Genomic DNA, 24,860 nt, shown 5'->3' with positions numbered 1-24,860 from the left:
ATCGCCTAAAGTCGCCCCCTTCGCGTAAAACGCTTGGGGGCGACAATTATGGTAAACATGATGTACGCCGTCATAGGCGCCGTTTTCATGGTTACGATGGCGCTTTTTGCGCTGCTTAAGGGCGGAAATACTGAAAAGGTGGGCGCCAGCGCATACCTGATGGCGTGGTTTGCTTCGCTTGTCGTCCAACAGGAATCGCCCCGCGCCGATCAGGCTCCCCAGGGCGTCTTCTTCATCGACCTGATCCTGCTGGCCGTGTTTGCCGTTCTCGCTTTGAGATCAAACCGCGCCTGGCCCATATGGGCCGGAGCCATCCAACTTCTCACAGTCCTGTGCCACCTCATCCTGCTGATGAACGGCCGGACGCCGGTCAGCGCGCTGTTCACCATCATGAACCTGAACGGCTACCTCATCATCATCTCCATCACCGTCGGCACCTTCTGGGCCTGGCAGGAACGGAAGGCGGCGACTGAGCATCAGCTAAGTAGAAATTCCTAATCATGCACCAACTCGGCGGAAGGCTTCTTCGGCGTCTTCAAGAAGGGTATGAAGGGCGTCTATCAGCATTGCTCTGAGAAGCACCTGAACCGCTACGTCACCGAGTTTGGCTTCCGCCACAACACCCGCGCCAAGCTGGGCTTCACCGACGCCATGCGCACCGACGCAGCGCTTATCGGAACCATCGGTAAGCGCCTGACCTATCGGCGGACTGACGAAGCCTACGTTTAGGTTTCAGGCTCTGAGGCTGACGAGACTCAGAAAGAAGCTGAGGGCAACCTAGCGTCGCTGTGGACAGCGGAACAAACCGTGCACAGCGGCATGGCGCTGTATGCTAAGCTGGAATCGTTTGACCGCCCGCCTCTGCAAAAGTCGGCGGCAAACGATCACCAGCCCCACGCGGGCGTCACCAGAGACCACCCACATGACTCTTTTAAATTATCTCTCGCGTCCTGAACAGGACAAGTTCGCCGCTTGGCAAGCTTGCAGCCCTGTCCAAGGCCTTTTGCCCTCCGACTATCGCGTCGATGCCGATGGGAACATCATTCGGTGGGCGGACTACGGCTCTCAGTCTCAATATGGCTGGGAGATCGATCACGTCCTGCCGTCCGCGTTGGGCGGGGCCAGTCATGCGAGCAATTATCGCGCCCTCCATTGGAAAGCGAACCGCTCTCGCGGCGGCGTGTTGGGCAACGCCCTGAAGCCGAGAGGCTTGTTCGGCTGGGTGACCCGCTAACTCAATCAGCCTTGGGCGCGGGCTTCGGCTTGCGCCCCTCTTTCTTGGGCTTCTGCTTCACCGGCGGCATCGCCAGCATACGCTTCACAACCTCATCACGGCGTTCAGCCGTAGGATCGGAGACATTCTTGTCCGCCAAATCGTTCGCCATGGATCCTCTCGGAAATCTGCCCTCAAACCAAATGCTCATGGCCTACGGCGCGAGCACCCTACACTGGTCGGTACTTGAGAACTGCATCGACCTCCTAGTGGCCATCACTTTTCATCGCTTCGGCGGCAACGAGATCGACAAAGAAATACCCAGGATGTTTGGTCGAAAAACCAAATACCTGAAAAAGGTTTTTCGGCGATCTTCCGCACTCTCTCCTGTCGCCGACATGGCGATCAGAGCGATAGAAGATGCCGAGGAGCTCTCAGATCGTCGCCATTTGATCACTCACGGCTCCCCACGAGAATACCACCCAGATCGCATCGAATACCGCTGGCTCAAGGTCACGCCATCCATGCACGTCCTGGAAAGCCACACCGTCACCTTAGTCCAAGTCCGAAAGCTGGCTGAAGACGCTCTCCTCACGAGCGTCCCTCTCGCTCGCATCGGCGAACGCCTTGCTCAAGAGCTCGGCTGAAATTCGGAACTCTTTTACCGCCTCAGCAAGGCTTTGAGGGGTTAGTGCCAGCCTGTCGGCTAGATCCTCTGACATAAATTCCTCGGTATGCAAAGTGCACAGCTAGGTAGAAATTCCTAAGCTCTCACTCTAGGCTGGGCCGACTCATTGTCGGGAACGCCATGCCCCTGTCCCACGCAAAACTATGGAAGGCCGTCGACGCCCTGGCGCGGCGCGAGGGCTTGTCGCCGTCGGGGTTGGCGCGGCGGGCCGGGCTGGACGCCACCAGTTTCAATCCGTCCAAGCGGTTCAGCGCCGGGGATCCGCCGCGGCCCCGCTGGCCCTCGACCGAGAGCCTGACCCTGGTTCTTCAGGCGGCCGGCGTATCCCTCGCCGACTTCGCCGCCTTGGCCGACGACGCGCCCGCCACCCCGTCGACCGTGCCACTGCTGGGCCTGGCCCGCGCGGGCCTGGACGGCTTTTTCGACGAGGCGGGCCTGCCGACCGGCGACGGCTGGGACCAGACCGAACTGCCGCAGGTCAATCCCACCACCTTCAGCCTGCGGATCAGCGGGGATTCGATGGCGCCCCTGTACCGTGAGGGCGACCGGGTCATCGTCGACCGGGGCGACCCGGCCGTGCGGCGCGGCGACCGGGTCGTGGCGCGTCTGACCTCGGGCGAGGTGGTGGCCAAGGAGCTGACGGCGCTCAACGCCCGCACCGCCACCCTGTCCTCGATCAATCCCGACTATCCCCCGCGGGTCGTGTCCCGGCGCGAGATCGAATGGATGGCCCGCATCCTCTGGGTCAGCCAGTAGAAGACCCCGGCCGGCGAACCGGACGGGGTCTGGGCTCAAACGGCGAACCGCGAGCCTGGCGACCGTTCCGGCGGGATCGACGGGGGCAAGAACGACCCCGCCGGCGCGGTCTTTCCGGACGCGACCTCAGCGGGTCACATAGTTGGCGTTCACCCAGCCTCCGCCGGCGATCTGGATCCAGTCGCCCTGACGGGCCACGGCGGTGAAGGGCTGGCCGGCCGCCAGGCTGCCCGACTGGCGGAAGCCGGTGCCGGGGCCGCTGCGGATCCGCAGAGTGGTTCCGGCGCGATAGGTGTTGGCGTTGGCCTCGGCTGCGGCGCGGGCGCGCTGCTGGTTGCAGCCGATATAGGAGCCGGCCGCCGCGCCGGCGCCGGCGCCGACGATGGTCCCGGCCGTGCGCTCGTTACGCGCCAGGTTCGAGCCGACCACCCCGCCGACGACTGCGCCGATCAGGGCGCCCGCGCGCTGGCGACCGCCGGGGGCGTCGCAGTTGGTCACGCCATTGGCCTGGGCCTGGGCGGCCATGGGGGCTGCGGTCACCAGGGCGGCCAGAGCCGCAGCCGTGGCCAGACCCGTCTTCAGAAACTTGCTCGACATATTCATCTCCTGTCATCGGGTTTGCCGATGAGGGGAGAATGCCGAGCTGAACCTGAAGGCTCCCGGAGCTTCGCCGTTATTTTCCGTTCATCTTAAGGGACGCTCGGCGCGTCGGCGTTCGATCAACCGCCGCGCGGCCTCGACGTCGCGCTCGACCAAGTGTTTGCGGCGCAGAAATTGGAAGTCCATCACCCGGGCCCACAGGTGCAGCAGCCGGTCCTGAGTGACGAAAACGGTCAGCGCCTCGACCGTGGGCGGTGCGCCCCAGGCCTGGGCCAGTTTCGACAGATGGTCCACCGTCGCATCGTCGGGCAGGGGCTGGCATTCGACGATCCAGTCCCAGCTGCACAGCTCCGGCCGCGCCTTGATCAGCGCCAATGTCGCCGTCAGCACCTTGTCTGCGGACCCGGCCGAAACCAGGTCCATCCACAAGATCCGCGCCTGTTCGTCGATCTCGTACTGCACGTCGCCTCCCCGGCCACGTCGCCATACAAGCCCTTCGCGGTTAAGAAATATTACCTTGCGTCAAGCCTGCGCCAGTTCGCCGCGCGCGCCCTTTTTGATCAGGTCGATCGTCTGCGGCAGGCCGTAGATGGCCGCAAAGGAGCCGAAACGCGGTCCCTGGCTGGCGCCCAGCAGCACTTCGTACAGCGCCCCAAACCAGGCTCGGAGCGGCTCGAACTCATGCGCCTTGCCTGCTGCATAGACCTCGTTCTGGATCAGCTCGCCGTCGGTCGTGTCCGCCGGCAGGGCCTTCAGCCGCTCCGCCAGGTCCTCCAGCGCCGCCTTCTCCTTGTCGTCCGGCAGGCGGTACGACTTCGAGGGCTTCACGAAGTCCTCGTAATAGTTCAGCGCGTGGTCCATCAGCCGGTCCAGAAGCGGCTCGTTCTCCGGCGTGGCCTCGGGCAGATATTTGGCGAAATAGGCCCACAGCTGCGCCTTGGTCGAGGCGTTCGCCACCCCCACCAGGTTCAGCAGCAGGGCGAAGGACACCGGCGAGGTATGGGTCGGCGGATCGCCCGCATGGATCGACCAGACCGCATTGTCGATCCGCTTGGCCGGCTCCTGGGTCTTGTAGCTTTCGATGAAGGCCAGATAGTCGTCGATGGCGCGCGGAATGACGTTGAAGTGCAGGCTCTTGGCCGACTTCGGCGACTGGAACATGTACCAGCTCAGGCTCTCCGGCGTGCCGTAGCGCAGCCATTCCTCCATCGTCAGGCCGTTGCCCTTGGACTTCGAAATCTTCTTGCCCTCGATGTCCAGGAAGAGCTCGTAGTTGAAGCCTTCCGGCGGCGTCCCGCCCAGGGCGCGACAGATCTTGCCGCTCTCGCGCACGCTCTCGATCAGATCCTTGCCCGACATCTCGTAATCGACGTCCAGGGCGGTCCAGCGCATGGCCCAGTCCGGCTTCCACTGCAGCTTCACATGGCCGCCCGTGACCGGCAGCTCGGTGCGCCCGCCCGCGGGATCGTCGAAGACGATGGTCCCCTTTTCGACGTTCCGCTCAAGCGTCGGGACCTGCAGCACATGGCCCGTAATCGGGCTGACCGGCAGGAAGGGCGAATAGGTCGCCCGCCGCTCTTCGCCCAGGGTCGGCAGCATGATGGCCATGACCGCGTCGAACCGCTCCAGCAGGGTCAGAAGCGTCGCGTCGAAGGCGCCGGACCTGTAGGTCTCGGTCGAGCTCATGAACTCATAGTCGAAGCCGAACGAGTCCAGGAACGCCCGCAGCCGCGCGTTGTTGTGCGCCCCGAAACTGTCGTGCGTGCCGAACGGATCGCGCACCCGCGTCAGCGACAGGTTCAGGTCCTCGCGCAGCATCTCGGGGTTCGGCACCCCTTCCGGCACCTTCCTGAGGCCGTCCATATCGTCCGAAAACGCGACCAGCCGCGTGGCCCAGTGGTCGCCGGTCAGGGCGCGGAAAGCGTTGCGCACCATGGTGGTCCGCGCCACCTCGCCGAAGGTGCCCATGTGCGGCAGGCCCGAGGGCCCGTATCCGGTCTCCAGCAGCACCGGCTTCTGCAGGGCCTCGAACTTCGCCAGGGCCTCGTCGGCCTTGCCCGCGTCGATCAGCGCCCGCGCCTCGGCCCGCTCGCTCTCGCCCAGCCGTTTCTTCAGCACATGGGCCAGCAGATTACGGGCTTGTTCGAACGGCCAGGACTTGGCCTCGCGGGCGAGGGTTTCGAGGTTCTGAAGCATGGCGGCGGTTTGACTTGTCCCGCCCCCCGGGTCAACGGCTCAACGACGTCGGCCGGTCGCCATCGCCACCACCGCCGCCCCGGCCGCCACGATGAGGGCATCCTCGATCAGACCGCTCTTCGTCTGCCCGATCCGCGCCATCGCCTTTTTCCGCCCGGCCAGCCCCAGATAGGCCAGCGGAACCGCCGTCCCCACCGCAAGCGCCGCGCCGAGCTTCTCACGCCCGCGCGGCGCCAGGGCCGAGCCCGCGATCCCCGCGCTCATCACCCGCGCCAGCAGGCCCAGGAAGACCGTCCGGTCCGGGGCCGACTTCATCTTGTCGCCGAACAGCTCGCCTGCGCCCATGGCCAGACCGCCGAACTTGAACAGCGGATGATCCAGCAGCAGCAACCGCCCCGGCGTCTTCCGGTGCGCCAGCCGGGCCCCGGCTATGGCCGCCATGGGCGTCATGGACCGGGCGCTGGCGACGGCGCCGATGAGGACGGAGGGGACAAGGGCGAGGGCTTTCATCTCCGCTGAACACGCGCCGGATCGGAAGGTTCAGCCGGATCATTCCCGCCTCGACCGCATTCCTCCTCAGCGACACCCGCCGAGGCCGCCCATGAGGTTCCCGTGAGCTATCGCCGCTTCGCCGCCATGATCGGGGTCTCCACCCTCGTCATGTACGGCCTGATGTATCTGAACACCTATCAGATCGACCACGTCCGTTTCAGCGAGACGCGGCTCTACATGGCCCTGCTGATGGGGGCGGTCATGGCCGCCATCATGATGGGCTTCATGTGGTCGATGTACGAAAGGCCGCGGATCAAACAGATGATCCTCGCCGGCGCCGTCGTCGTCTTCGCCGGCTCCCTGTGGCTGGTCCGCAGCCAGGCCACCGTCGGCGATGTCGCCTATATGAAGGCCATGATCCCGCACCACTCCATCGCCATCATGACCAGCGAACGCGCCCATATCCGCGATCCTCGCGTCCGCGAACTGGCGGACGAGATCATCGAGGCCCAGGTGCGCGAGATCGATGAGATGAACGATCTGGTCGCCGATCTGTCCCGGAATCCCCCGCCCCGCGACGCGCCTGACCTGCCGGCCCGCTCTCCCGCCCCTTGACCCCCCGCCCCCGGCGTGGCCTGTGCGCCGCCTGATGAAGACCGCCGATTTCGACTTCGACCTGCCCGAGGACCGCATCGCCCTGCGGCCCGCCGATCCACGCGATTCCGCCCGCCTGCTGGTGGTGAAGGACGGCGCCCTGGACGACCGGATCATCCGCGACCTGCCCGACTTTCTTCAGCCGGGCGACGCCCTGGTCTTCAACGACACCCGCGTCATCCCCGCCCGCCTGTCCGGCGTCCGCACCCGTCCCGGCCCCGAGGGAGAGACCCTGACCGTCGCCGTCGAGGCCACGCTTCACCATCGCGACGCCCCCGACGTCTGGTCCGCCTTCATGAAGCCCGGCAAGCGGATCAAGCCGGGCGACCGCATTCGCTTCGGACAGGGAGCCGACGCCGCCTGCGACCTGGGCCGTCTCGACGCCACGGTCACGGCCAAGGGCGACGACGGCCTGATCACCCTGAAGTTCGACCTGTCCGGCCCGGCCCTGGACGACGCGATCCGCGCCGTCGGGGTCATGCCCCTGCCCCCCTATATCGCCGCCAAACGGCCCGAGGACGACCGCGACCGTTCGGACTATCAGACCGTCTTCGCCGAACACGACGGCTCGGTCGCCGCCCCTACGGCGGGCCTGCACTTCACGCCCGCCTTGCTCGACGCGATCCGCGCCCGGGGCGTCTCGACCCACGCCGTCACCCTGCACGTCGGCGCCGGCACCTTCCTGCCGGTCAAGGTCGAGGATGTCGCCGAACACCGGATGCACAGCGAATGGGGCGAGGTCTCGCCCGAGACCGCCGCCGCCCTGAACGCCGTCCACGCCGCCGGCGGCCGCATCGTCTGCGTCGGCACCACCTCGCTGCGCCTGCTGGAATCCGCCACGACCGAGACCGGCGAGATCCGCCCCTTCCACGGCGACACCGCAATCTTCATCACCCCCGGCTACCGCTTCCGCGCCGTGGACGTGCTGATGACCAACTTCCACCTGCCCAAATCGACCCTCTTCATGCTGGTCAGCGCCTTCGCCGGTCCGGAGACGATGAAGGCCGCCTACGCCCACGCCGTCGACAACGGCTACCGCTTCTACTCCTACGGCGACGGCTCCTTGCTGTTCCGGGCCTGAAAACCCCACGCCGCCGGCGCGAACCTTCTGCTGAGGCGGATCGAACCGCTTGTCCTGTGGCCTTCCGGCGCGCGAACCCTTAAATGCCGTCCTCTGACGAAAGAGACTTCCGTGACGCCTGACGACGCCGAGCTTGATCTGCCGCAAGAGCTCCGCGACGGCCTGATCGCCGTCGGAGAGGCCGCGCGCGACCTGGACCAGCCCTGGTGGATTTTCGGCGGGGCGGCGATGGCGCTTTACGGCCTGACCGACATCCATGTGCCGGACATCGACGTCCTGTGCGCCCCGCGCGACGCCCGCGCCCTGCTTGCCGCCTTGGGCGGCCAGATCGTGCCCGACCCCGGCGAGGGTCTGTTCCGCTCCGCCGTCTTCGGCCGCGCGCATGATCAGTCGATCCTGATCGAGGTCATGGCCGGGCTGGAGGTGCGCGACGGCGGCGACTGGGCGGACGTCCAGTTCGGGTCGCGCCGGCCGGTGTTTATCGACGACACCCCCCTGTTTGTCCCCGATATCCGGGACCACATCGCCCTGTACCGCCTTTTCGGCCGTCCCAAGGATCTGGCGCGCGTCGAACAGCTTGAACGACTGATCGCCTGAATGCCCTTTCCTTTTGACATTGCGGCCGTCGAAGGCCGCGCGCGCACCGGCGTGCTGAAAACCGCCCGCGGCGAGATCCGCACCCCAGCCTTCATGCCGGTCGGCACCGCCGCCACGGTCAAGGCCCTGACGGTGGACCAGGTCAAGGCGACCGGCGCCGACATCATCCTGGGCAACACCTATCACCTGATGCTGCGCCCCGGCCCCGAGCGGATGGAGCGTCTGGGCGGCCTGCACAAATTCATGGGTTGGGACAAGCCGATCCTGACCGACAGCGGCGGTTTCCAGGTCATGTCCCTGGCCGGAATTTCCAAGGTGAAGGAAGAGGCCGTGACCTTCTCCTCCCACATCGACGGCTCCAAACACGTCCTGACCCCCGAACGCTCGATCGAGATTCAGGCCGACCGGATCGGCGCCGACATCTCGATGCAGTTGGACCAGTGCGTCGCCTATCCGGCCGAGAAGGACGCGGCGCGAAAGGCCATGGAACTGTCGATCCGCTGGGGCGCCCGCTCCAAGGCCCGGTTCGGCGAGCGCGAAAACCAGGCCCTTTTCGGCATCCAGCAGGGCTCGACCTTTGAGGATCTGCGCCGCCAGTCGTCCGAACAGCTTCAGGACATCGGCTTCGACGGCTACGCCATCGGCGGCCTGGCCGTCGGCGAGGGCCACCAGGCCATGTGCGAGGTGCTGGACTATGCCCCCGAATTCCTGCCTGCCGACCGGCCGCGCTATCTGATGGGGGTCGGCAAGCCGGTCGATCTGGTCGAGGCGGTCTGGCGCGGGGTCGACATGTTCGACTGCGTCCTGCCCACCCGCGCCGGCCGTCACGGCCAGGCCTGGACCTGGGACGGCCCGTTGAACCTGAAGAACGCCCGCTTCGCCGAGGATCAGGATCCGCTGGACCCCACCATCCCCTGTCCCGCCTCCTCGGCCTATTCGAAGGCCTATCTGCACCACCTGATCCGCGCCGACGAAATCCTCGGCAAGGTCCTGCTCAGCTGGCACAATATCGCCTTCTACCAGGCTCTGACCGCCGCCATGCGCGCCGCCATCGCCGAAGGCCGCTTCGAAGCCTTCCGCCGCGACTTCCACGCGCGGCACGTGTCGAACGGTTGAGGCCCTACCGCCTCGGGCGGAACCAGCTCGGCGCCGCCGGCGGGGCGCAGTTCCTCTGCATGCCGATCCCCTTCAGAAAGGCGCGCCGCATCCGCCCCGCCTGTATGGCCGACTGCACATGGCGGCTGTGCTGTTCGGCTCCGCTCAGCCGACGAATCCAGCTGCGACCCGGAATAAAGTCGGTCGTCGTGCCGCGAATGGCGTCCAGCGTCGCCTTGGCCGCCGCATCGGCCGCCTGTTCGCTGCGGTAGGAGCCGTCCTGGCGCGGCGGCTCGTCCGTGTCGGGCCCGAGCGCCTCGTCCAGCCGCGCCACCTCGGCGCCGATGGTGGTGCACTGGTTCAGATTGCGCAGATCATAGGGATTGGCCTCGGCCTGCAAGAGGACCGTCGGAATCAGCTGGCGGCGCAGATTGAAGTCCTCCAGCGGCGCGGTGACCGCGTCTCCCAGCCCCGCGCCCACCTGCTCGGCCCCGCTCATGGCGGAACGACCGGCGTTGCAGCCGGCCAGCACGAGAAGGGCGGCGAGGACAGGCCACTGGATCAGCTTCATGCGGCCCTTAGACCACGGATGCCGCTCCGATCAAAACCCCTGGATGGATTCCCGCGCCATCAGCATGGCCCCATCCAGCCCGGCGTGTCCGCGCTCGGCCGCAACCAGATAGCCGCCCTCGCCCATCACGAGCGCCGCGCCATAGCCGTTGACCCAGCGCCGCGCCGCCGCCTCGACCTCGGCGATCAGGCCGGACGTCGACATCACGCCGCCGCCCATGACGATCCGGTCGGGCGCCCAGGCGAAAACCAAGCCGGCGATCATCTGGCCCAGATAGTCCGTGACCACGGCCCGAACCGCATCCACTTCTTCCAGCCGACGCCCCGCCAGCCGCACCTGCACCGCCGGTCCCGCCGCCAGCCCCTCCACACAGTCAGCATGAAAAGGGCAGGCGCTGACCTGGGCGTCGCCCGAGAGGCGCTGGACGAACAGATGGCCGATCTCGGGATGAAGTGCGCCTTTCAGGGTCTGGCCGTCCACACACAGCCCGCCGCCGATCCCGGTGCCGACGGTGACATAGGCCACAGCCCGCGCCCCGCGCCCCGCGCCCAGTCGCGCCTCCGCGACGGCGGCGGCGTTGACGTCGGTGTCCACGACGAAAGGGGTGTTCAGCCGCTCCGCCAGGGTCTTCGCCAGATTGAACCCGGTCCAGCCCGGCTTGGGCGTCGCCAGCATCAGGCCGCGATCCTGCGAGGCCGGATCGACCACCAGGGGGCCAAAACTGGCCACGCCCAGTCCCGAGACCGCCCTGTCGCCCGTCGCGGCGATCAGGGCCTCGACCGCCGCCTCGGGCGCGCCAGTCGCAAACCGTCCCTGATCCAGCACCGCGCCGGCCGCATCCTCGACCCGCCACACGATCTTGGTCCCGCCGGTTTCGACGGCGAAGAAGACGGGCTTGGACATGGGGAGGCTCCTCCGAAGGGAGAAATGGTACGTCCTCTCGGGCTCGAACCGAGGACCCTCTGATTAAAAGTCAGATGCTCTAACCAACTGAGCTAAGGACGCACCGCGCGACGTTCGGGCCTGGCCCAAACCGTCGAAGGGCGCCTTCTGTTGCAATCCGCCCTTCCGGTCAAGACCGGGTCTGCTACTCAATGCATATGAAACCGCTGAACGGACTTCGCATCCTCGAATTCGACGGACTGGGGCCCGTCACCTTCGCGGGCATGATGCTGGCCGACATGGGGGCCGAGGTGCTGCGCCTCACCCGCTCGGAAGCGGCGGCTTCGGCCGTCTTTTCCGAGGTGGGCGGCGCCGTCCTTCACCGCAATCGGGCCGCCGTGCCGGTCGATCTGAAATCGGCGTCGGACCGGCGCGGGGTTCTGAGCCTGGCCGGGTCCGCCGACGCCGTGATCGAGGGTTTTCGTCCCGGCGTCATGGAACGTCTGGGCTATGGCCCGGCCGATCTGCTGGGCCGAAACCCCGCCCTCGTGTTCGGTCGGATCACGGGCTGGGGACAGAGCGGCCCCTTGGCCCAGACCGTCGGACACGATCTGAACTACATCGGACTAACCGGTCTGCTTCACGCCATGGGGTCGCCGGACCGACCGCCGACGCCGCCCTTGAATCTGGTCGGCGACTACGGCGGCGGGGCGATGATGCTGGTCGTCGGCGTTCTGGCGGCCCTGCTGGAGGTCCGAACCACCCGGCGCGGACGCGTCGTGGACGCCGCCATGACGGACGGGACCGCCCTGCTGGGCGGCCTGTTCCACGCCCTGCGCGCCCAGGGCTTGTGGAACGACCGCCGCGGCTCCAACCTTCTGGACGGCGGCGCGCCCTTCTATCGGTGTTACATCTGCCGGGACGGCGGCTATGTGGCGGTCGCGGCGCTGGAGCCCCGCTTCTATCTCGCCCTGCTCTCGGGTCTGGGGATCGAACCCGCCGAAGCGCCTCAGTACGACACCTCCGCATGGCCGGATCTCCATCTTCGCTTCGCCGCCCTTTTCGCCGCCCGGAAGCGTGACGACTGGGCGGAGCATTTCGCGGGGACGGAGGCCTGCGTCACCCCCGTGCTGAGCCTGGGCGAGGCGCCGGGCCATCCGCACAATCAAGCCCGTGGGACATTCGTAGACGGCGCCCCGGCCCCGTCGCCCCGCTTCGACGACCAGCCCTCTACGGTCGCAAATCCGCCGCCCCTTCCGCTCGACGCGGCCATTCTGCGCTGGGGCTCCGAACCCGGATGACCGAAGACGTTTTCGGCGCTATGGAACGGAGCCACGCAGCAGGCGTTGCAGAACCAACCCAGGGGAACCGTTTTTCATGAGACGCTCGATCTTCATTCTGGCCGCGACAGCGCTGGCCGCGTCCGCATTGGCGGGCTGTGAGGATCGCCAGTCTCGGCCCGAAGACGGCTACCAGCCCACCGTTGAACAACCCGCCGAGACCGACGAGGCCGCCGGCGAGCCGGTCGTCGCCCCTGAAGTGACCGATCCCGCGCCCACGCCGCCTGAGGAGACCCCGCCGCCGCCGCAAGAGCGGACTTCGGAACAGTCGGTTCAGCCCGAAAGCGAAACCCTGTTCTACTGACGGGCCTTGTCCCTCCCTCCTGCGGTCGGATAGGGGCTTACCTAAGCGCTTGAAAGGGCGTGCCGAGGCGCCGATCCGGAGGCCGTGATCTTGACGAAAGCTGTAGTTTGACGATCCGGCCCGCCCTGTTTCTCACCGCATTGACGACCTGCAGCCTTCTCGCCCAGGCCGCCGCCGCAGATCCCCGCGCGCAAATCCGCGGCGAGGTCGACACCGAGCTGCGCCGCATGTTGGAGCGGGCCATCGGCGAGGTGGACGCCCCCCCCGAAAGCCGGTTCGAAGCGCGGCGCCGCGCGCGCAGCGCCGTGTCAGCGGCCGAGGCCCTGCTGCGGTCGGAAGCCTATTATCAGCCGGTGCTCGAAGACATCGTCGAAGGCGAAGAGCGGCCGACCGCCATCGTCTCGGTCGAGCCGGGTCGCCGCTTCGTGCTGACCCCGCCGACCATCAGCTGGATCGACCCCGCCCCCGACGCCGAGGCGGCCGAGGACGCCAGGGCCGCGATCGGGTTGAAGGCCGGCGATCCGGGCCGGGCCGTCGATGTGATCGCGGCGGAAGGGCGGATCGTCGCGCGCCTGGTGCGGGACGGCTATGCGGACGCCAAGGCCGATCCCCGCCGCGTCGTGGTGGACCACGCCGCCTTCACCGTCGCGCCCGAATACCGCATCGTATCGGGCCGGCCGGTCCTGTTGGACGGCGTCCTGATGCCGCGGCCGGGGCGCACCAATCAAGCCTGGGTCGCCGCCCTGGCGCCGTGGCGCGAAGGCGACCGGTATGACCCGGACAAGGTCGGCGAACTTGAGCGCCGCCTGTTGGACACCGGCGTCTATGACGGTGTGGGCGTCGCCCTCGCGCCGCCGGAACAGACCACCGCCGAAGGGCTGCGTCCCGTGATCGTGACGCTCCAGGACCGGCCCCGCCGCGTGCTGGAGGCCGGCGCCACCTGGGCCACCAAGGAAGGCGCCGGCGTTGACTTCATCTGGACCCGCTACAATCGGTTCGGGCGCGCCGACACCCTGGCGCTTGAGACCCGGTTCGCCCGGCTGGACAGCCGCATCGGCGCCGATCTGTCCCTGCCTCACTGGCGCAAGCCCGGCCGCACCTTGAAGCTCAGCGCAGGCGTGGTGAAGGAGGACACCGACGCCTATGAACGCACCGCCCTGGTGCTGGCGGCCGAGCTGCAGCAGCGGATCGGCCGGACCTCCTACTTCAACTACGGCATCGGCCTGGACGCGGGTCAGTACCGCGAGAACCGTTACGACTATGCGTCCGTCCCCCCTAGGGCGGTCAGCTTCGACCGGGATCTGGCGATCGTGACCGGCCGCACCAGCGCCTATATAGACAACTCCAACGATCCCTTGAATCCCACGCGGGGATGGCGCGTGACCGCCTCGGTCCAGCCGACGGCCGTGGCCGGGGAGGACACGGTCCTTTTCCTGCGTAATGAGGCCCAGGCGACCGCCTATCTGCCGCTGCAAGATCAGGCGCGCACCGTCCTGGCCGGGCGCCTTCGCCTCGGCGCCATCATCGGCGGGGGTGAGCTGAGCGTGCCGTCGGACCGTCTGTTCTACTCCGGCGGCGGCGGGTCGGTGCGGGGCTATTCCTATCAGGGGGTCAATCCGCAACTGCCGGATCAGACCCCGCGCGGCGGTCTGTCGCTGTTCGAAACCTCGCTGGAAGTACGTCACGACATCGGTCAGAGCTTCCAGGCCGTGGCCTTCGTCGACGCCGGCGCCGTGGGCTTTCAAGAGACGCCCAACTTCAGCAACATGCGCTACGGCGCCGGGGTCGGGGTCCGGTACAAGCTGCCGTTCGGCCCCATCCGCGCCGACGTCGCCATCCCCTTGGACAAGCGTGAAGGCGACTCGGCCTTCCAAGTCTACATCAGCATCGGGCAGGCGTTTTGACCCAGGAGCCGCCCGAACAAGCGCCTGAAACCGCGCCCGAAGAAACCGCCGCCCAGGTGCGCCGCAGACGCAGCCTGCCGCAGCTGATCGCCCTGATCGCCGGTGGAATAGTCGGCGGCGTGCTGGTGCTGGCGCTGATCGCCCTGATCGGCGGCCGGATGTACATCGTCTCGGATGCGGGGCGAGAACTGGTGTCCGGCTTCGTCCAGGGCCAGAAGATCAGCCGTTACGGCCGGATCAACGTCTATGGGCTGAAGGGCGATCTGTTCGACGACTTCACCCTGGAGCGGGTCACGGTCACGGACCGCGACGGGGTCTGGCTGGACGCCCGAAACGTCAGGGTCGACTGGTCCTACTGGCCCCTGGTCACGCGGCGGTTTCACGCCACCGAGATCAGCGCCGATGTGATCCGACTGATCCGCCGCCCCATTCTGGACGCGCCGAGCGGCGAACCCGGCGGGCCTCAGCCGATCGACGTCGATATCGACAAGTTCTCGGCGCGAGTCGAGTTGCTGGAAGGCTTTTCCAAGGAATACGGGCGCTGGGACCTGTCGGGCATGGTCGACCTGCCGCGTCGCGGTGCCAAACACGCCGAGCTGAAGGCCGACAGTCTGAACCGCCCCGGCGATCTTTTGCGCCTGGCCGCGACCTTCGGCGGCAGGCTGGAAGACACGCGCGTGGATCTGCGCGCCAAGGAGGCCCAGGGCGGCCCCCTGGCCGGCGCCCTGGGCTATTCGCCCGACGAACCCTTCTCGGCCGTGGCGGTCGTCAACGCCGACCTGGTGCGGGCCAAGGTTCAGACCGGCCGCTTCGTCCCGCTGACGGTGGACGGACGGTTCGGCGAGGCCGGGTCTCGGGTCTCGGGCTATTTCGATTTCAGCGGCTCGGACCTGTTCGCCCCCTTCGTCGAGCGAGTCGGGCGCACGGCGCGGTTCGGCTTCGCCATGGTCCCGGCCAAGGACAAGGCCTTCCAGGGCGTGGGCTGGAAACTGATCTCCGACAACGTCGCCTCCGAAGCGCGGGGCGTCATCCGCATGTCCGACCGCAGTTCGCCCGACGGAATCCGGCTGGACGTTCAGACTGCGTCCCTGAGCCGATTGACGGGTGCGGACGTCGCCGGTCCCGCCGCCTATTCCGGTCTGTTCAAGGGCGACGCCCAGACCTGGAGCCTGGAAGGCCAGGCCACCCTGTTGAACGCCAACCTGGCCAGCTACAGGGCGACCCGCATCGCAGGGCCGCTGAACGTGCAGGTCCGCGACGGACGGATGGATCTCGACGGCGACGTTCGGGCCTTCGGCGGTTCGACCCAGGGCCTGATCGGCGGTCTGCTGGGCGCAGCCCCGCGCGTTCAGCTTGAAGCCGCACGCATGAAGGACGGCGCCCTATTGCTGGAGAAGATCGATCTGGACGGCCAGGGGCTGTCGGTCGAGGGATCCGGCTCCCGCAATCTTCTGGGCGGCATGAGGTTCCGCGGCGATGCGCGGCTGACCGACGTTTCGCGCATCCAGTCCGGCGGCAAGGGGTCTTTCGGCGGGTCCATTCGCGCCGCCTCGGCCAAGACGGGCGCGCCCTGGACCCTGAGTTTCGACGGCCGGGGCCGCGAGCTGAGCGTGGGCATGGACGAGTTGGACCGTCTTCTGGGCCGCACGCCGCGTCTCCAGCTGGACGGCAAGCTGAACGGCGGCCGGATCGAGGTGGATCGCGGCGAACTGACCGGCGCCGCCGGACGGGCCGGCGCCAAGGGGCTGATCGAAACGGACGGCCGCCTGCGGCTGGCCCTGAACTGGAACGCGCGCGGCCCCTTCGCCGCCGGTCCAGTCGAAATCGCCGGCGACATGAACGGACAAGGCGCCCTGACCGGAACCCTGTCTCAGCCGCGCGTCGATCTGACCGCAGGGTTCGACCGGGTCACGGCCGGCGGATTGATCCTGACCAACGCCGACCTGATCCTGAGCTTCCGCAAGGGCGCAGACGCCTCGGACGGCCGGATCACGATCACCAGCGGCTCCAACTACGGCCCGGCCCGCGCGTCGGGGAACTTCGCCCTGGGCGGCGACCGGATCAGGCTGAGCGATCTGGACGTCAACGCCGGCGGCGTCACGGCCCAGGGCGCCATGGCCTTGTCGGACAACCTGCCTTCCAGCGCGGACCTGACCTTCACGGCGCGCGCCGGCGCCTTCCTGGCTTCCGGCGAAGCCAACGGGCGGGTCCGCCTGACCGAGGGCGGCGGCTCCGACAGCGCCATCCTGGACGTCAGCGGGCGAAACATCCGGCTGTCCGGCCAAAGCTGGGTCATTCGCACCGTCGATCTGGACGGCCGCGGAACCCTGAACAATCTGCCCTTCACCCTGGCCCTGGACGTCGGCGGCGGCACGCCCGCCCAGTTCAATGGCACCGGCGTCTATGCGCGACGCGGCGACGCCCAGACCGTGAGTTTGCGGGGCGGCGGCCGGGTCCGCGAGGTGGCCTTCACCACCCGAACCCCCGCCACCTTGACTCTGAACGGCGCGGAACGGGCCGCCCACCTCGACCTCGGCGTCGGAGGCGGGGTCCTGATGGCGGACCTGCGTCAGGATTCGCGGATCGCCGTCATCCAGGCCGACCTGACCAGCGTCGACCTCCAGACCATTTCGCCGGATCTGCGCGGGCGCGCGACGGGCCGGGTCTCTCTGCGCGGCGCCGGTGACGATCTGTCCGGTTCGGCCAACGTCACCTTGCAGGACGTCCGCAGCATCGACGCCCCGCGCGGCCTGGCGGTCGACGGCCGTCTGGACGCCACCCTGATCAACAACAGCCTGACGGTGAAGGCCGTCGCCTCGGACGAGGACGCCGTTCAGGCGGCCGCAGACATCACCTTGCCGGTCGAAGCCTCAGCGGCGCCGCTGCGGCTGGCGATTGCCCGCCAGCGCCCGATGTCCGGCAATGTCTCGATCAATGGACAGATTCAGCCGATCTGGGATCTGTTCCTGGGCGGTGACCGCACCTTGGCGGGCCAGGTGGACGGCCGAGCGACGATCGCCGGCACCCTGGCGTCTCCGCGTCTGAACGGCCGGTTCGACCTGTCGCAAGGCTCCTATCGCGAGAAGTCGGTGGGGCTGGTTTTGGGCGACCTCAATCTGAGGACGCGGTTCGACGACACCACGGCCTTGATCGAAGCCTTCAGCGCCAATGACACGGCGGGCGGCACGGTGAACGGCCAGGGTCGGATCGGACTGCGCGAAGGCTCGGGCTCGACCGCCCAGCTGAACCTGACCCGCTTCCGCGTCATCGACAACGACATAGGCGAGGCCCGCGCCACCGGCCCCGTGACCATCGTCCGCGGCCAGGACGGCAACATCCAGCTGTCGGGTCAGATCAATGTCGATGAAGCGCGGATCGAGCCGGAGGTGCCCGGTTCCACCGGCATCGTCTCCATGGACGTGGTCGAGATCAACCGGCCCGGCGGAGACGACCAGGAAGCCGAGGTGCGCCGGCGCGGCCCTCAGATCGGCCTGGACATCGCCCTGCGCTCCAGCGGGGGCAAGGTGCGGGTCAGCGGCCGCGGCCTGAACGTGGTGCTGGACGTCAACGCCCGGGTGCGCGGCACTGTGGCCCAACCCCAGCTGACCGGCACGGCCAATGTGGTGCGCGGCGACTATGAGTTCGCCGGCAAGCGCTTCGTCTTCGACGAATCCGGCCGCGTCACCCTGTCCACCGACCCGGAGGACATCCGCCTGAACCTGTCGGCGACGCGAGAGGACGCGGCCCTGACCGCCACCATCAATGTCACCGGCACGGCGGCCCAGCCGAAGATCGCCCTGACCTCCACCCCCGCCCTGCCCCAGGACGAAATCCTGTCCCAGGTGCTGTTCGGCCGGTCGGCCGCCCAGTTGTCGCCGTTCGAGGCGGCGCAGTTGGCGGCGGGGGTTGCGGCCCTGGCGGGCGGCGGCGGCTTCGACGTCATCGGCAATCTGCGCGAACTGGCGGGGCTGGACCGGCTGTCCTTCGGCGGACAGGCCAGCGCCCTGACGGTGGCGGGCGGCCGCTACATCACCGACGACGTCTATCTGGAGGTCATCGGCGGCGGTGAGGGCGGGGCGGCGGTCAAGGTGGAGTGGCAACCGCGCCGGAATCTGGCGATCAGCTCCCAGTTCGGCGGCCAGGGCGAAACCAGCCTGTCGATCCGCTGGCGTCGGGAAAGCCGCGACCCCGGGCAACGCGCCGACCGGCGCCCGAACCGGTAATCTGTCGGCTCGACCTTCACCTTTGGACGCGCGGCGTCTAGAGCCTGATCCGTTGAGGAGGAACCGCTACGCGGTTCCGCTGAAACGGTGAATCAGGCTCCAGATTAAAGCGAGAGCATGATTCACGCTTCTGTCGGAACCGCAAAGCGGTTCCGTCCGAAACGATCATGCTCTAGGGTCCGGCCATGCGGATTCTGAACGCCGACCAGGCCGTCCTGGACCATGTCGCCGGGCGACGTGACGCCATCATCGGCCGCACCATCGACTGGGCGAACATCAACTCCGGCAGCCGCAACGCCGCCGGGTTGAACGCCGTGCTGGACGCGCTGGAGACTGAGGCCCGGCTCCTGCCTGCCACGGTCGAACGCATCCCGACCCAGGGCTCGACCACTGTCGCAGACGACGGATCGGTGCGGACCGAGGCCCATGCCGACGCCCTGAAGATCACCGCCCGGCCGGAGGCGCCGATCCAGGTGGTCCTGACCGGCCACTACGACACCGTCTTCCCCGCCGACAGCCGCTTCCAGACCGTGACGACGCGCCCGGACGGCGCTCTGAACGGTCCCGGCGTCGCTGACATGAAGGGCGGCGTCAGCGTGCTTCTGGCCGCGCTCGAAGCCTTCGAGACCCACCCCGACCGTCACGGCGTGGGCTGGACCGTTCTGCTGAGCCCGGACGAAGAGATCGGCTCGCCCGCCTCCGCCCCCCTGCTGGCCGAATTGGGCGCGCGCGGCCATGTCGGCCTGACCTATGAGCCGGCCCTGGCGGACGGCACCCTGGCGGGGGCGCGCAAGGGCAGCGGCAACTATCACCTGATCGTCACGGGCAAGGCCGCCCACGCCGGCCGGGCCTTCGACGAAGGCCGCAATGCGGTGGCGGGCGCGGCCATGATCGCCGCCGCCCTGCACGGGCTGAACGGCAGGCACGAAGGCGTCACCGTGAACGTCGCCAAGATCTCCGGCGGCGGCGCCCTGAACGTCGTCGCCGACAACGCCGTGGTCCGCTTCAACGTGCGCGTGCCGGACAAGGCCGCCGCCGACTGGATCGACGCCTCAGTCCGCGCCATCGCGTCCGCGCCGCCGTTCGAGGGCCTGACGCTGGATCTGCACGGCGGCTTCACCCGCGCGCCCAAGCCGATGGACGCCGCCCAGACCGCCCTGTTCGAAGCGGTGAAGGAAGCCGGCGCCCTCTTGGGCCAGTCCATCGCCTGGAAACCCTCTGGCGGCGTCTGCGAGGGCAACAATCTCCACGCCGCCGGCCTGCCCAATATCGACACCCTGGGCGTCCGCGGCGGCGACATCCATTCGGACCAGGAGTTCGCCTGGCCCGACAGCTTCGTCGAACGCGCCCAGCTCAGCGCCCTGATCCTGTGCAAGATCGCCTCGGGCGAGATCGACGCGGCCAAATTGAAATCCCTGCGGATGGAAACCCTGTAGAATGCTTGTCGTCCGCCCCGCCGGCCCCGCCGACCTCGACCATCTGCTCGAACTGGCCATCCTGTCCGGCCCCGGCTTCACCAGCCTGCCCGAGGATCCCGACGCCTTGGCCGAGCGGCTGGACCTCAGCCAGGCCAGTTTCGAGGGCAAGGTTCCCTGGCAGGAAGCCTGGTACACATTGATGCTGGAAGACGGCGACACGGGCGACATCGACGGCGTCGGCTCGGTCAAGGCGACCGTCGGGCTGAAACGCCCCTTCTTCTCGTTCCGCGTGGTCAACAACACCGTCCAGTCGCCGTCCCTGGGGGTGAAGCTGGACCATCAGACCCTGGTGCTGGTCAATGAATGCACCGGCTGGACCGAGGTCGGGTCGCTGTTCCTGAAGGCGGATCGGCGAAAGGGCGGCGCCGGCCGTCTGCTCAGCCAGTCGCGATACATGCTGATCGGCGCCCAGCCCGACCTGTTCGCCGACATGGTTCTGGCCGAACTGCGCGGCGTCTTCACCCCCGACGGCGCCTGCCCCTTCTGGGACCATGTGGCCCACAAATTCTTCCCGATGGAGTTCGACGACGCCGACCGGATGACCGGCTCGACCGACAAGCAATTCATCCTCGACCTTGCGCCGCGCCACCCGATCTATGTCGAACTGCTGCCCGAACCGGCCCGCGCCGTCATCGGCAAGGTCCATCCGCAGGGCGTGCCCGCCATGGCCCTGCTGGAAAGCGAAGGGTTCCGGCCCAACGGCTTGGTGGACATCTTCGACGCCGGTCCGACCGTCGCCTGCGGCCGCGACAATATCCGCACCGTGCGCGACGCCCGCCGCCTGAAGGTCGAATTGGTCGATACGGTCCAGGCCGAACTGCCGGCCCTGATCTCGACCGACAGCGTCGCCGCCTTCCGCGCCGTCCGCGCCAAGGCCGACATCGACGGCGACATCGCCCGCCTGACCGCCGAAACCGCCGCCGCGCTCAAGGTCCGCAGCGGAGACACTGTGCGAGTAAAATCATGACCCGTTTCACCTCCACCGATCCCGCCACCGAAGCCGTCAACTGGGAGGGCGAGGCCGCCTCCCCCGCCCAGGTCCAGACCGCCGTCGACGCCGCTCGCGCCGCCTTCCCTGACTGGGCCGACCGCCCGCGCCAGGAGCGGATCGACGCCGTCAAACGCTATCAGGCCGTGCTGAAGGACCGCGCGCCCCAGATCGCCGAGGCCATCGCCCGCGAGACCGGCAAGCCCCTGTGGGAGACCAAGACCGAGGCCGCCGCCATGATCGGCAAGGTGGACATCTCGATCCGCGCCTATGACGAACGCACAGGCGAACGGACCAGCGACACGGCGTTCGGCCGGGCGACCCTGCGCCACCGTCCGCACGGCGTGGCGGCGGTGTTGGGCCCGTTCAACTTCCCCGGCCATCTGCCCAACGGCCATATCGTCCCCGCCCTGCTGGCCGGCGACACGGTCGTCTTCAAGCCGTCGGAAGAAACGCCCCTGGTCGGTCAGGTCATGGCCGAAGCCTTCGCCGCCGCCGACCTGCCGACCGGCGTGGTCAATGTGGTCCAGGGCGGCCGCGAGACCGGCGCGGCCCTGCTGGACGCCGGGATCGACGCCCTGATGTTCACCGGCTCGGGCGCGGCGGGCGCCCACTTCCGGCGCAAGTTCGCCGACGATCCCCACGTCATCCTGGCGCTGGAGCTGGGCGGCAACAATCCGTTGGTCGTCTGGGACGCCGCCGACGCAGAAGCCGTCGCGGGCATCGCAGTCCAATCCGCCTTCATCACCACCGGCCAGCGCTGTTCCTGCGCCCGACGCCTGATCGTGCCGGAAGGGGCTCAAGGCGATGCGATCGTCGAAGCCATAGCCGCCCTGTCCGACCGCCTGGTCTTCGGCCCCTGGGACAGCGATCCCGAACCCTACGCCGGACCTCTGATCTCGGCCCGCGCGGCCGAGGCGGCGCTGAAGGCGCTGCAGGAGCGGATCGACAGCGGGGCCAAGGTCATCCGCGCCTCCGGCCCCGTCGCCAACCTGCCCAATTCCGTAAAGGGGGGCGCCTTCGTCAAGCCGGCCATCATCGACGTGACCGGGATCGACGTTCCCGACGAGGAGATGTTCGCCCCCTTCCTGTCGGTGATCCGCGTCCCGACATTCGACGCTGCGATCCAGGCCGCCAACGCCACCCGCTACGGCCTGTCCGCCGGTCTGGTCAGCGACGATCCGGCCAACTGGGACCATTTCATCCGCCGCATCCGCGCGGGCGTGGTCAACTTCAACCGTCCGACCACCGGCGCCGCCGGCGACATGCCCTTCGGCGGCCTGGGCGCCAGCGGCAACCACCGCCCCAGCGCCTACTACGCCGCCGACTACTGCGCCTATCCGGTCGCCAGCTTCGAGGCCGACGCGGTCGCCAACATCGAAGGCGAGATCAAGGGGTTGAAACAATGACCCTCTCCCGCCTGCGGGAGAGGTGGCCCGTCGTTCGCGAAGCGAACCAGGGTCGGAGAGGGAAGTCTTCTGGAGCAGAACTTCCCCCATCGTCACGCGTCTCGCTTTGCTCGACGACGCGACACTTCCCCCGCAAGCGAGGGAAGATTTCATGACCACCGCCGTCGAAGCCAACGCCGACGGCCTGATCGGGCCGACCCACTCCTACGCCGGTCTGTCGCCGGGCAATCTGGCCTCCAGCCTGAACAAGGGCGAGGCGTCGAACCCGCGCGCGGCGGTGTTGCAGGGGCTCGACAAGATGAAGACCCTGGCGGACCTGGGCCTGCCCCAGTTCGTCCTGCCGCCGCATGAGCGGCCCAACATCCCCTTCCTGCGCACCCTGGGCTTCACCGGATCGGACGCCCAGGTGCTGGAACAGGCCTGGGAGGATGCGCCGTCGTTCGCCGCCGCCGCCTGCTCGGCCTCGCCCATGTGGGCCGCCAACGCCGCGACCGTGACCCCCAGCGCCGACGCCGCCGACGGCCGAGTGCACTTCACACCCGCCAATCTGGTCACCAATCTGCATCGGTCGCTGGAACATCAGCAGACGAAGCGGGCGCTGGACGCCCTCTTCCCCGATCCTGAGCGGTTCGCCGTCCATGACGCCCTGCCCTCCGTCGCCCATCTGGCCGACGAAGGCGCCGCCAACCATGTGCGCCTGTGCGCCGAGCATGGCGCGCCGGGCGTCAATCTGCTGGTCTGGGGCCGAGAAGCCTTCGAGCCCTGGGACGGCCCCTACCCCGCGCGCCAAACGCGCGAGGCCTCTCAGGCGATCGCCCGTCGGCATGCGGCCGGGCGCCCGGTTTTGACTCAGCAGTCGAAGGCCGCCATCGCCGGCGGAACCTTCCACAATGACGTAGTCTGCGTCGGCGCGCTGGAGACCCTCTTCTTCCACGACCTCGCCTTCGAGGATACGGCCGCGACCCAGGACGCCATCCGCCGCGCCGCCGACGGCCTGTTCGACCCGATCTTCGTCGAGGTCTCCTCCGCCGACCTTCCCCTGGCCGACGCCATCAGCTCCTATCTGTTCAACTCCATGCTGATCCAGGTTCCGGGCGATGACCGCCTGACCCTGATCTGCCCGACCGAGACGCGCGACAACCCCCGCAGCCATGCGGTGGCGCAATCCCTGGCCGCCTCCAACGGCCCCATCGGGCAGGTCCGCTATGTCGATGTGCGCCAGTCGATGCGGAACGGCGGCGGCCCCGCCTGTCTGCGCCTGCGGGTCGTCCTGAACGAACCGGAGCTGGCCGCGACCAACCCGGCCATGCGCCTGACCGACGCCCTGTACGCCCGACTGTCAGACTGGGCGCGCCGCTGGTACCGCGACGAGCTGCGTCCCGCCGATCTGGCCGATCCCGCCCTGCTGGACGAGAGCTGGGGGGCGCTAGATGAACTGACGCGGATCTTGCAGTTGGGCGGAGACTTCTATCCGTTCCAGCGGCCCTAGGCCGCGAACCGGCCGCCCTTGGCCGCATAGGCCTGGGTGCCGCGCGTGAACACCTGATCGTTGGGCAGGACGGAATCGATCGGCAGGTCGGCCTGCCCCTTCAAGGCGTCATAGACCGGGCCGAAGTCCTTCAGCGTCTCGTCCTTCAGGGCTTCCAGACTGTCGATGACGAAATAGACCTGCTGGAAGTCGTCGATTCGATAGAGGGTCCGCATGACCCGCTCCAGGTCGAAGCCCAGACGGTTCGGCGACGGATCTTCAAGCGCGAAAACACTCTCCGTGGCCGAGGAGACGATGCCGGCGCCGTAGATGCGCAAGGCCCCCGCCTCCTTCATCAGGCCGAACTCGACCGTGTACCAATACAGCCGCGCCAGGTTCGGCAGCATGCCCAGGCCCGCCGCCCTCTGTCCGCCCTTGCCATAGGCCTCCATATAGGCGGCGAAGTCCGGGTCGGTCAGCATGGGCACATGGCCGAAGACGTCGTGGAAGATGTCGGGCTCCTGCAGGTAATCCAGCTGGTCCGGCTTCCTGATGAACTGACCCGAGACGAATCGACGGTTGGCCAGATGGTCGAAGAAGACCTCGTCCGGCACCAGCCCCGGCACGCAGACCACGGTCCAGCCGGTCAGGGCCTGAAGCTTGGGATTGATGACGTCGAAGTCGGGAATGCCGCCTGCGTTCAGGTCCAGCGCGTCCAGTCCTCGCAGGAAGGCGTCGCAGGCGCGTCCCGGCAGGATCTTCATCTGACGGGCGTACAGGGTGTCCCAGGTGCGGTGTTCGACCTCGGTATAGGCGTCCCAGTTCTGCGGGATGGTCCAGTCGGCGGCCGCCCCTTCCGGGGGCTTTTCAAAGACATGTTCGAAGTCGGACATGGAGCGCTCCTCTTTGCCCCATCCTAAC

General features: G+C 67.9%; 23 protein-coding genes, 1 tRNA gene and 1 pseudogene. 16 read left to right on the top strand and 9 right to left on the bottom strand.

Annotated features, from left to right (window positions below; translation table 11 throughout):
- Positions 1-57: 57 nt before the first annotated feature.
- Entirely contained in the window at positions 58-498 is a 441-nt protein-coding gene (locus AC1RKE_RS14085) for a hypothetical protein (RefSeq protein WP_395942232.1), read from the top strand.
- Positions 499-504: 6 nt separating this feature from the next.
- Positions 505-729, top strand: a pseudogene (locus tag AC1RKE_RS14080) (transposase); the annotation flags it as partial.
- A 506-nt stretch (positions 730-1,235) separates the two neighbouring features.
- Here the strand turns inward: AC1RKE_RS14080 and AC1RKE_RS14075 are convergent.
- Positions 1,236-1,373, bottom strand: a complete 138-nt coding sequence (locus AC1RKE_RS14075; RefSeq protein WP_348684464.1) for a hypothetical protein — start codon at positions 1,371-1,373, stop codon at positions 1,236-1,238.
- Here AC1RKE_RS14075 and AC1RKE_RS14070 point away from each other — a divergent pair.
- Positions 1,363-1,860: a hypothetical protein gene (locus AC1RKE_RS14070; RefSeq protein ID WP_348684465.1), complete on the top strand. Its 498-nt coding sequence runs from the start codon at positions 1,363-1,365 to the stop codon at positions 1,858-1,860. The genes AC1RKE_RS14075 and AC1RKE_RS14070 overlap by 11 nt on opposite strands.
- A gap of 161 nt (positions 1,861-2,021) precedes the next feature.
- Complete coding sequence (locus AC1RKE_RS14065) at positions 2,022-2,657, top strand: S24 family peptidase (RefSeq protein WP_348684466.1); 636 nt, start codon at positions 2,022-2,024, stop codon at positions 2,655-2,657.
- A gap of 126 nt (positions 2,658-2,783) precedes the next feature.
- On the opposite strand, the gene AC1RKE_RS14060 is transcribed toward AC1RKE_RS14065, so the two are convergent.
- The 4 genes from AC1RKE_RS14060 to AC1RKE_RS14045 form a co-directional block, all read right to left on the bottom strand.
- On the bottom strand, positions 2,784-3,254 hold the full coding sequence (locus AC1RKE_RS14060) for an SH3 domain-containing protein (RefSeq protein ID WP_348684467.1): 471 nt from the start codon (positions 3,252-3,254) through the stop codon (positions 2,784-2,786).
- 87 nt (positions 3,255-3,341) lie between these two features.
- Entirely contained in the window at positions 3,342-3,719 is a 378-nt protein-coding gene (locus AC1RKE_RS14055) for a hypothetical protein (protein ID WP_054765196.1), read from the bottom strand.
- 60 nt (positions 3,720-3,779) lie between these two features.
- Positions 3,780-5,453: a lysine--tRNA ligase gene (locus AC1RKE_RS14050; RefSeq protein WP_464160052.1), complete on the bottom strand. Its 1,674-nt coding sequence runs from the start codon at positions 5,451-5,453 to the stop codon at positions 3,780-3,782.
- 39 nt (positions 5,454-5,492) lie between these two features.
- Complete coding sequence (locus AC1RKE_RS14045) at positions 5,493-5,963, bottom strand: hypothetical protein (RefSeq protein WP_333897258.1); 471 nt, start codon at positions 5,961-5,963, stop codon at positions 5,493-5,495.
- A 102-nt stretch (positions 5,964-6,065) separates the two neighbouring features.
- On the opposite strand from AC1RKE_RS14045, the gene AC1RKE_RS14040 reads away from it, so the two are divergent.
- From AC1RKE_RS14040 to tgt, 4 genes are all read left to right on the top strand, one after another.
- Positions 6,066-6,560: a DUF305 domain-containing protein gene (locus tag AC1RKE_RS14040; protein WP_054765193.1), complete on the top strand. Its 495-nt coding sequence runs from the start codon at positions 6,066-6,068 to the stop codon at positions 6,558-6,560.
- A gap of 34 nt (positions 6,561-6,594) precedes the next feature.
- Entirely contained in the window at positions 6,595-7,680 is a 1,086-nt protein-coding gene (gene queA, locus AC1RKE_RS14035) for a tRNA preQ1(34) S-adenosylmethionine ribosyltransferase-isomerase QueA (protein ID WP_395942090.1), read from the top strand.
- Positions 7,681-7,791: 111 nt separating this feature from the next.
- Positions 7,792-8,277, top strand: coding sequence for a hypothetical protein (locus AC1RKE_RS14030; protein ID WP_152949813.1), 486 nt, complete (start codon positions 7,792-7,794; stop codon positions 8,275-8,277).
- A complete protein-coding gene (tgt, locus tag AC1RKE_RS14025; RefSeq protein WP_348684291.1) occupies positions 8,278-9,393 on the top strand; it encodes a tRNA guanosine(34) transglycosylase Tgt in 1,116 nt (371 codons plus the stop codon).
- 4 nt (positions 9,394-9,397) lie between these two features.
- Here the strand turns inward: tgt and AC1RKE_RS14020 are convergent, their stop codons facing one another.
- The 3 genes from AC1RKE_RS14020 to AC1RKE_RS14010 all read right to left on the bottom strand — a co-directional run bounded on the left by AC1RKE_RS14020 (position 9,398) and on the right by AC1RKE_RS14010 (position 10,948).
- Entirely contained in the window at positions 9,398-9,943 is a 546-nt protein-coding gene (locus AC1RKE_RS14020) for a hypothetical protein (protein WP_054765190.1), read from the bottom strand.
- Positions 9,944-9,973: 30 nt separating this feature from the next.
- Positions 9,974-10,846, bottom strand: coding sequence for an ROK family protein (locus AC1RKE_RS14015; protein ID WP_287103825.1), 873 nt, complete (start codon positions 10,844-10,846; stop codon positions 9,974-9,976).
- Positions 10,847-10,871: 25 nt separating this feature from the next.
- Positions 10,872-10,948, bottom strand: a tRNA-Lys gene (locus AC1RKE_RS14010).
- A gap of 89 nt (positions 10,949-11,037) precedes the next feature.
- On the opposite strand from AC1RKE_RS14010, the gene AC1RKE_RS14005 reads away from it, so the two are divergent.
- From AC1RKE_RS14005 to astB, 8 genes are all read left to right on the top strand, one after another.
- A complete protein-coding gene (locus AC1RKE_RS14005) occupies positions 11,038-12,126 on the top strand; it encodes a CaiB/BaiF CoA transferase family protein (RefSeq protein ID WP_348684290.1) in 1,089 nt (362 codons plus the stop codon).
- Between the two features lie 76 nt (positions 12,127-12,202).
- Positions 12,203-12,469, top strand: coding sequence for a hypothetical protein (locus tag AC1RKE_RS14000; RefSeq protein ID WP_287397018.1), 267 nt, complete (start codon positions 12,203-12,205; stop codon positions 12,467-12,469).
- Between the two features lie 107 nt (positions 12,470-12,576).
- Positions 12,577-14,373: an autotransporter assembly complex protein TamA gene (locus AC1RKE_RS13995; protein ID WP_348684289.1), complete on the top strand. Its 1,797-nt coding sequence runs from the start codon at positions 12,577-12,579 to the stop codon at positions 14,371-14,373.
- Positions 14,370-18,596 (top strand): translocation/assembly module TamB domain-containing protein, encoded by a 4,227-nt coding sequence (locus AC1RKE_RS13990; RefSeq protein WP_395942089.1) that lies wholly within the window; start codon positions 14,370-14,372, stop codon positions 18,594-18,596. The genes AC1RKE_RS13995 and AC1RKE_RS13990 overlap by 4 nt, the downstream gene beginning before the upstream one ends.
- 185 nt (positions 18,597-18,781) lie before the next feature.
- Positions 18,782-20,032, top strand: coding sequence for a hydrolase (locus tag AC1RKE_RS13985; RefSeq protein ID WP_348682899.1), 1,251 nt, complete (start codon positions 18,782-18,784; stop codon positions 20,030-20,032).
- Between the two features lies 1 nt (position 20,033).
- Positions 20,034-21,041, top strand: a complete 1,008-nt coding sequence (locus tag AC1RKE_RS13980) for an arginine N-succinyltransferase (RefSeq protein WP_348682900.1) — start codon at positions 20,034-20,036, stop codon at positions 21,039-21,041.
- Entirely contained in the window at positions 21,038-22,471 is a 1,434-nt protein-coding gene (gene astD, locus AC1RKE_RS13975) for a succinylglutamate-semialdehyde dehydrogenase (RefSeq protein WP_348682901.1), read from the top strand. Before AC1RKE_RS13980 ends, astD begins: the two co-directional genes overlap by 4 nt.
- Positions 22,472-22,622: 151 nt before the next feature.
- Complete coding sequence (gene astB, locus AC1RKE_RS13970; RefSeq protein WP_348682902.1) at positions 22,623-23,960, top strand: N-succinylarginine dihydrolase; 1,338 nt, start codon at positions 22,623-22,625, stop codon at positions 23,958-23,960.
- Here the strand turns inward: astB and phhA are convergent.
- Positions 23,957-24,832, bottom strand: a complete 876-nt coding sequence (gene phhA, locus AC1RKE_RS13965; RefSeq protein ID WP_348682903.1) for a phenylalanine 4-monooxygenase — start codon at positions 24,830-24,832, stop codon at positions 23,957-23,959. The two genes, astB and phhA, sit on opposite strands and share 4 nt — an antisense overlap.
- Between the last annotated feature and the right edge of the window lie 28 nt (positions 24,833-24,860).

The organism is Brevundimonas sp. GW822-FHT03E11 (genome assembly GCF_058801445.1).
This window is presented reverse-complemented; position numbering and strand designations above follow the sequence as displayed.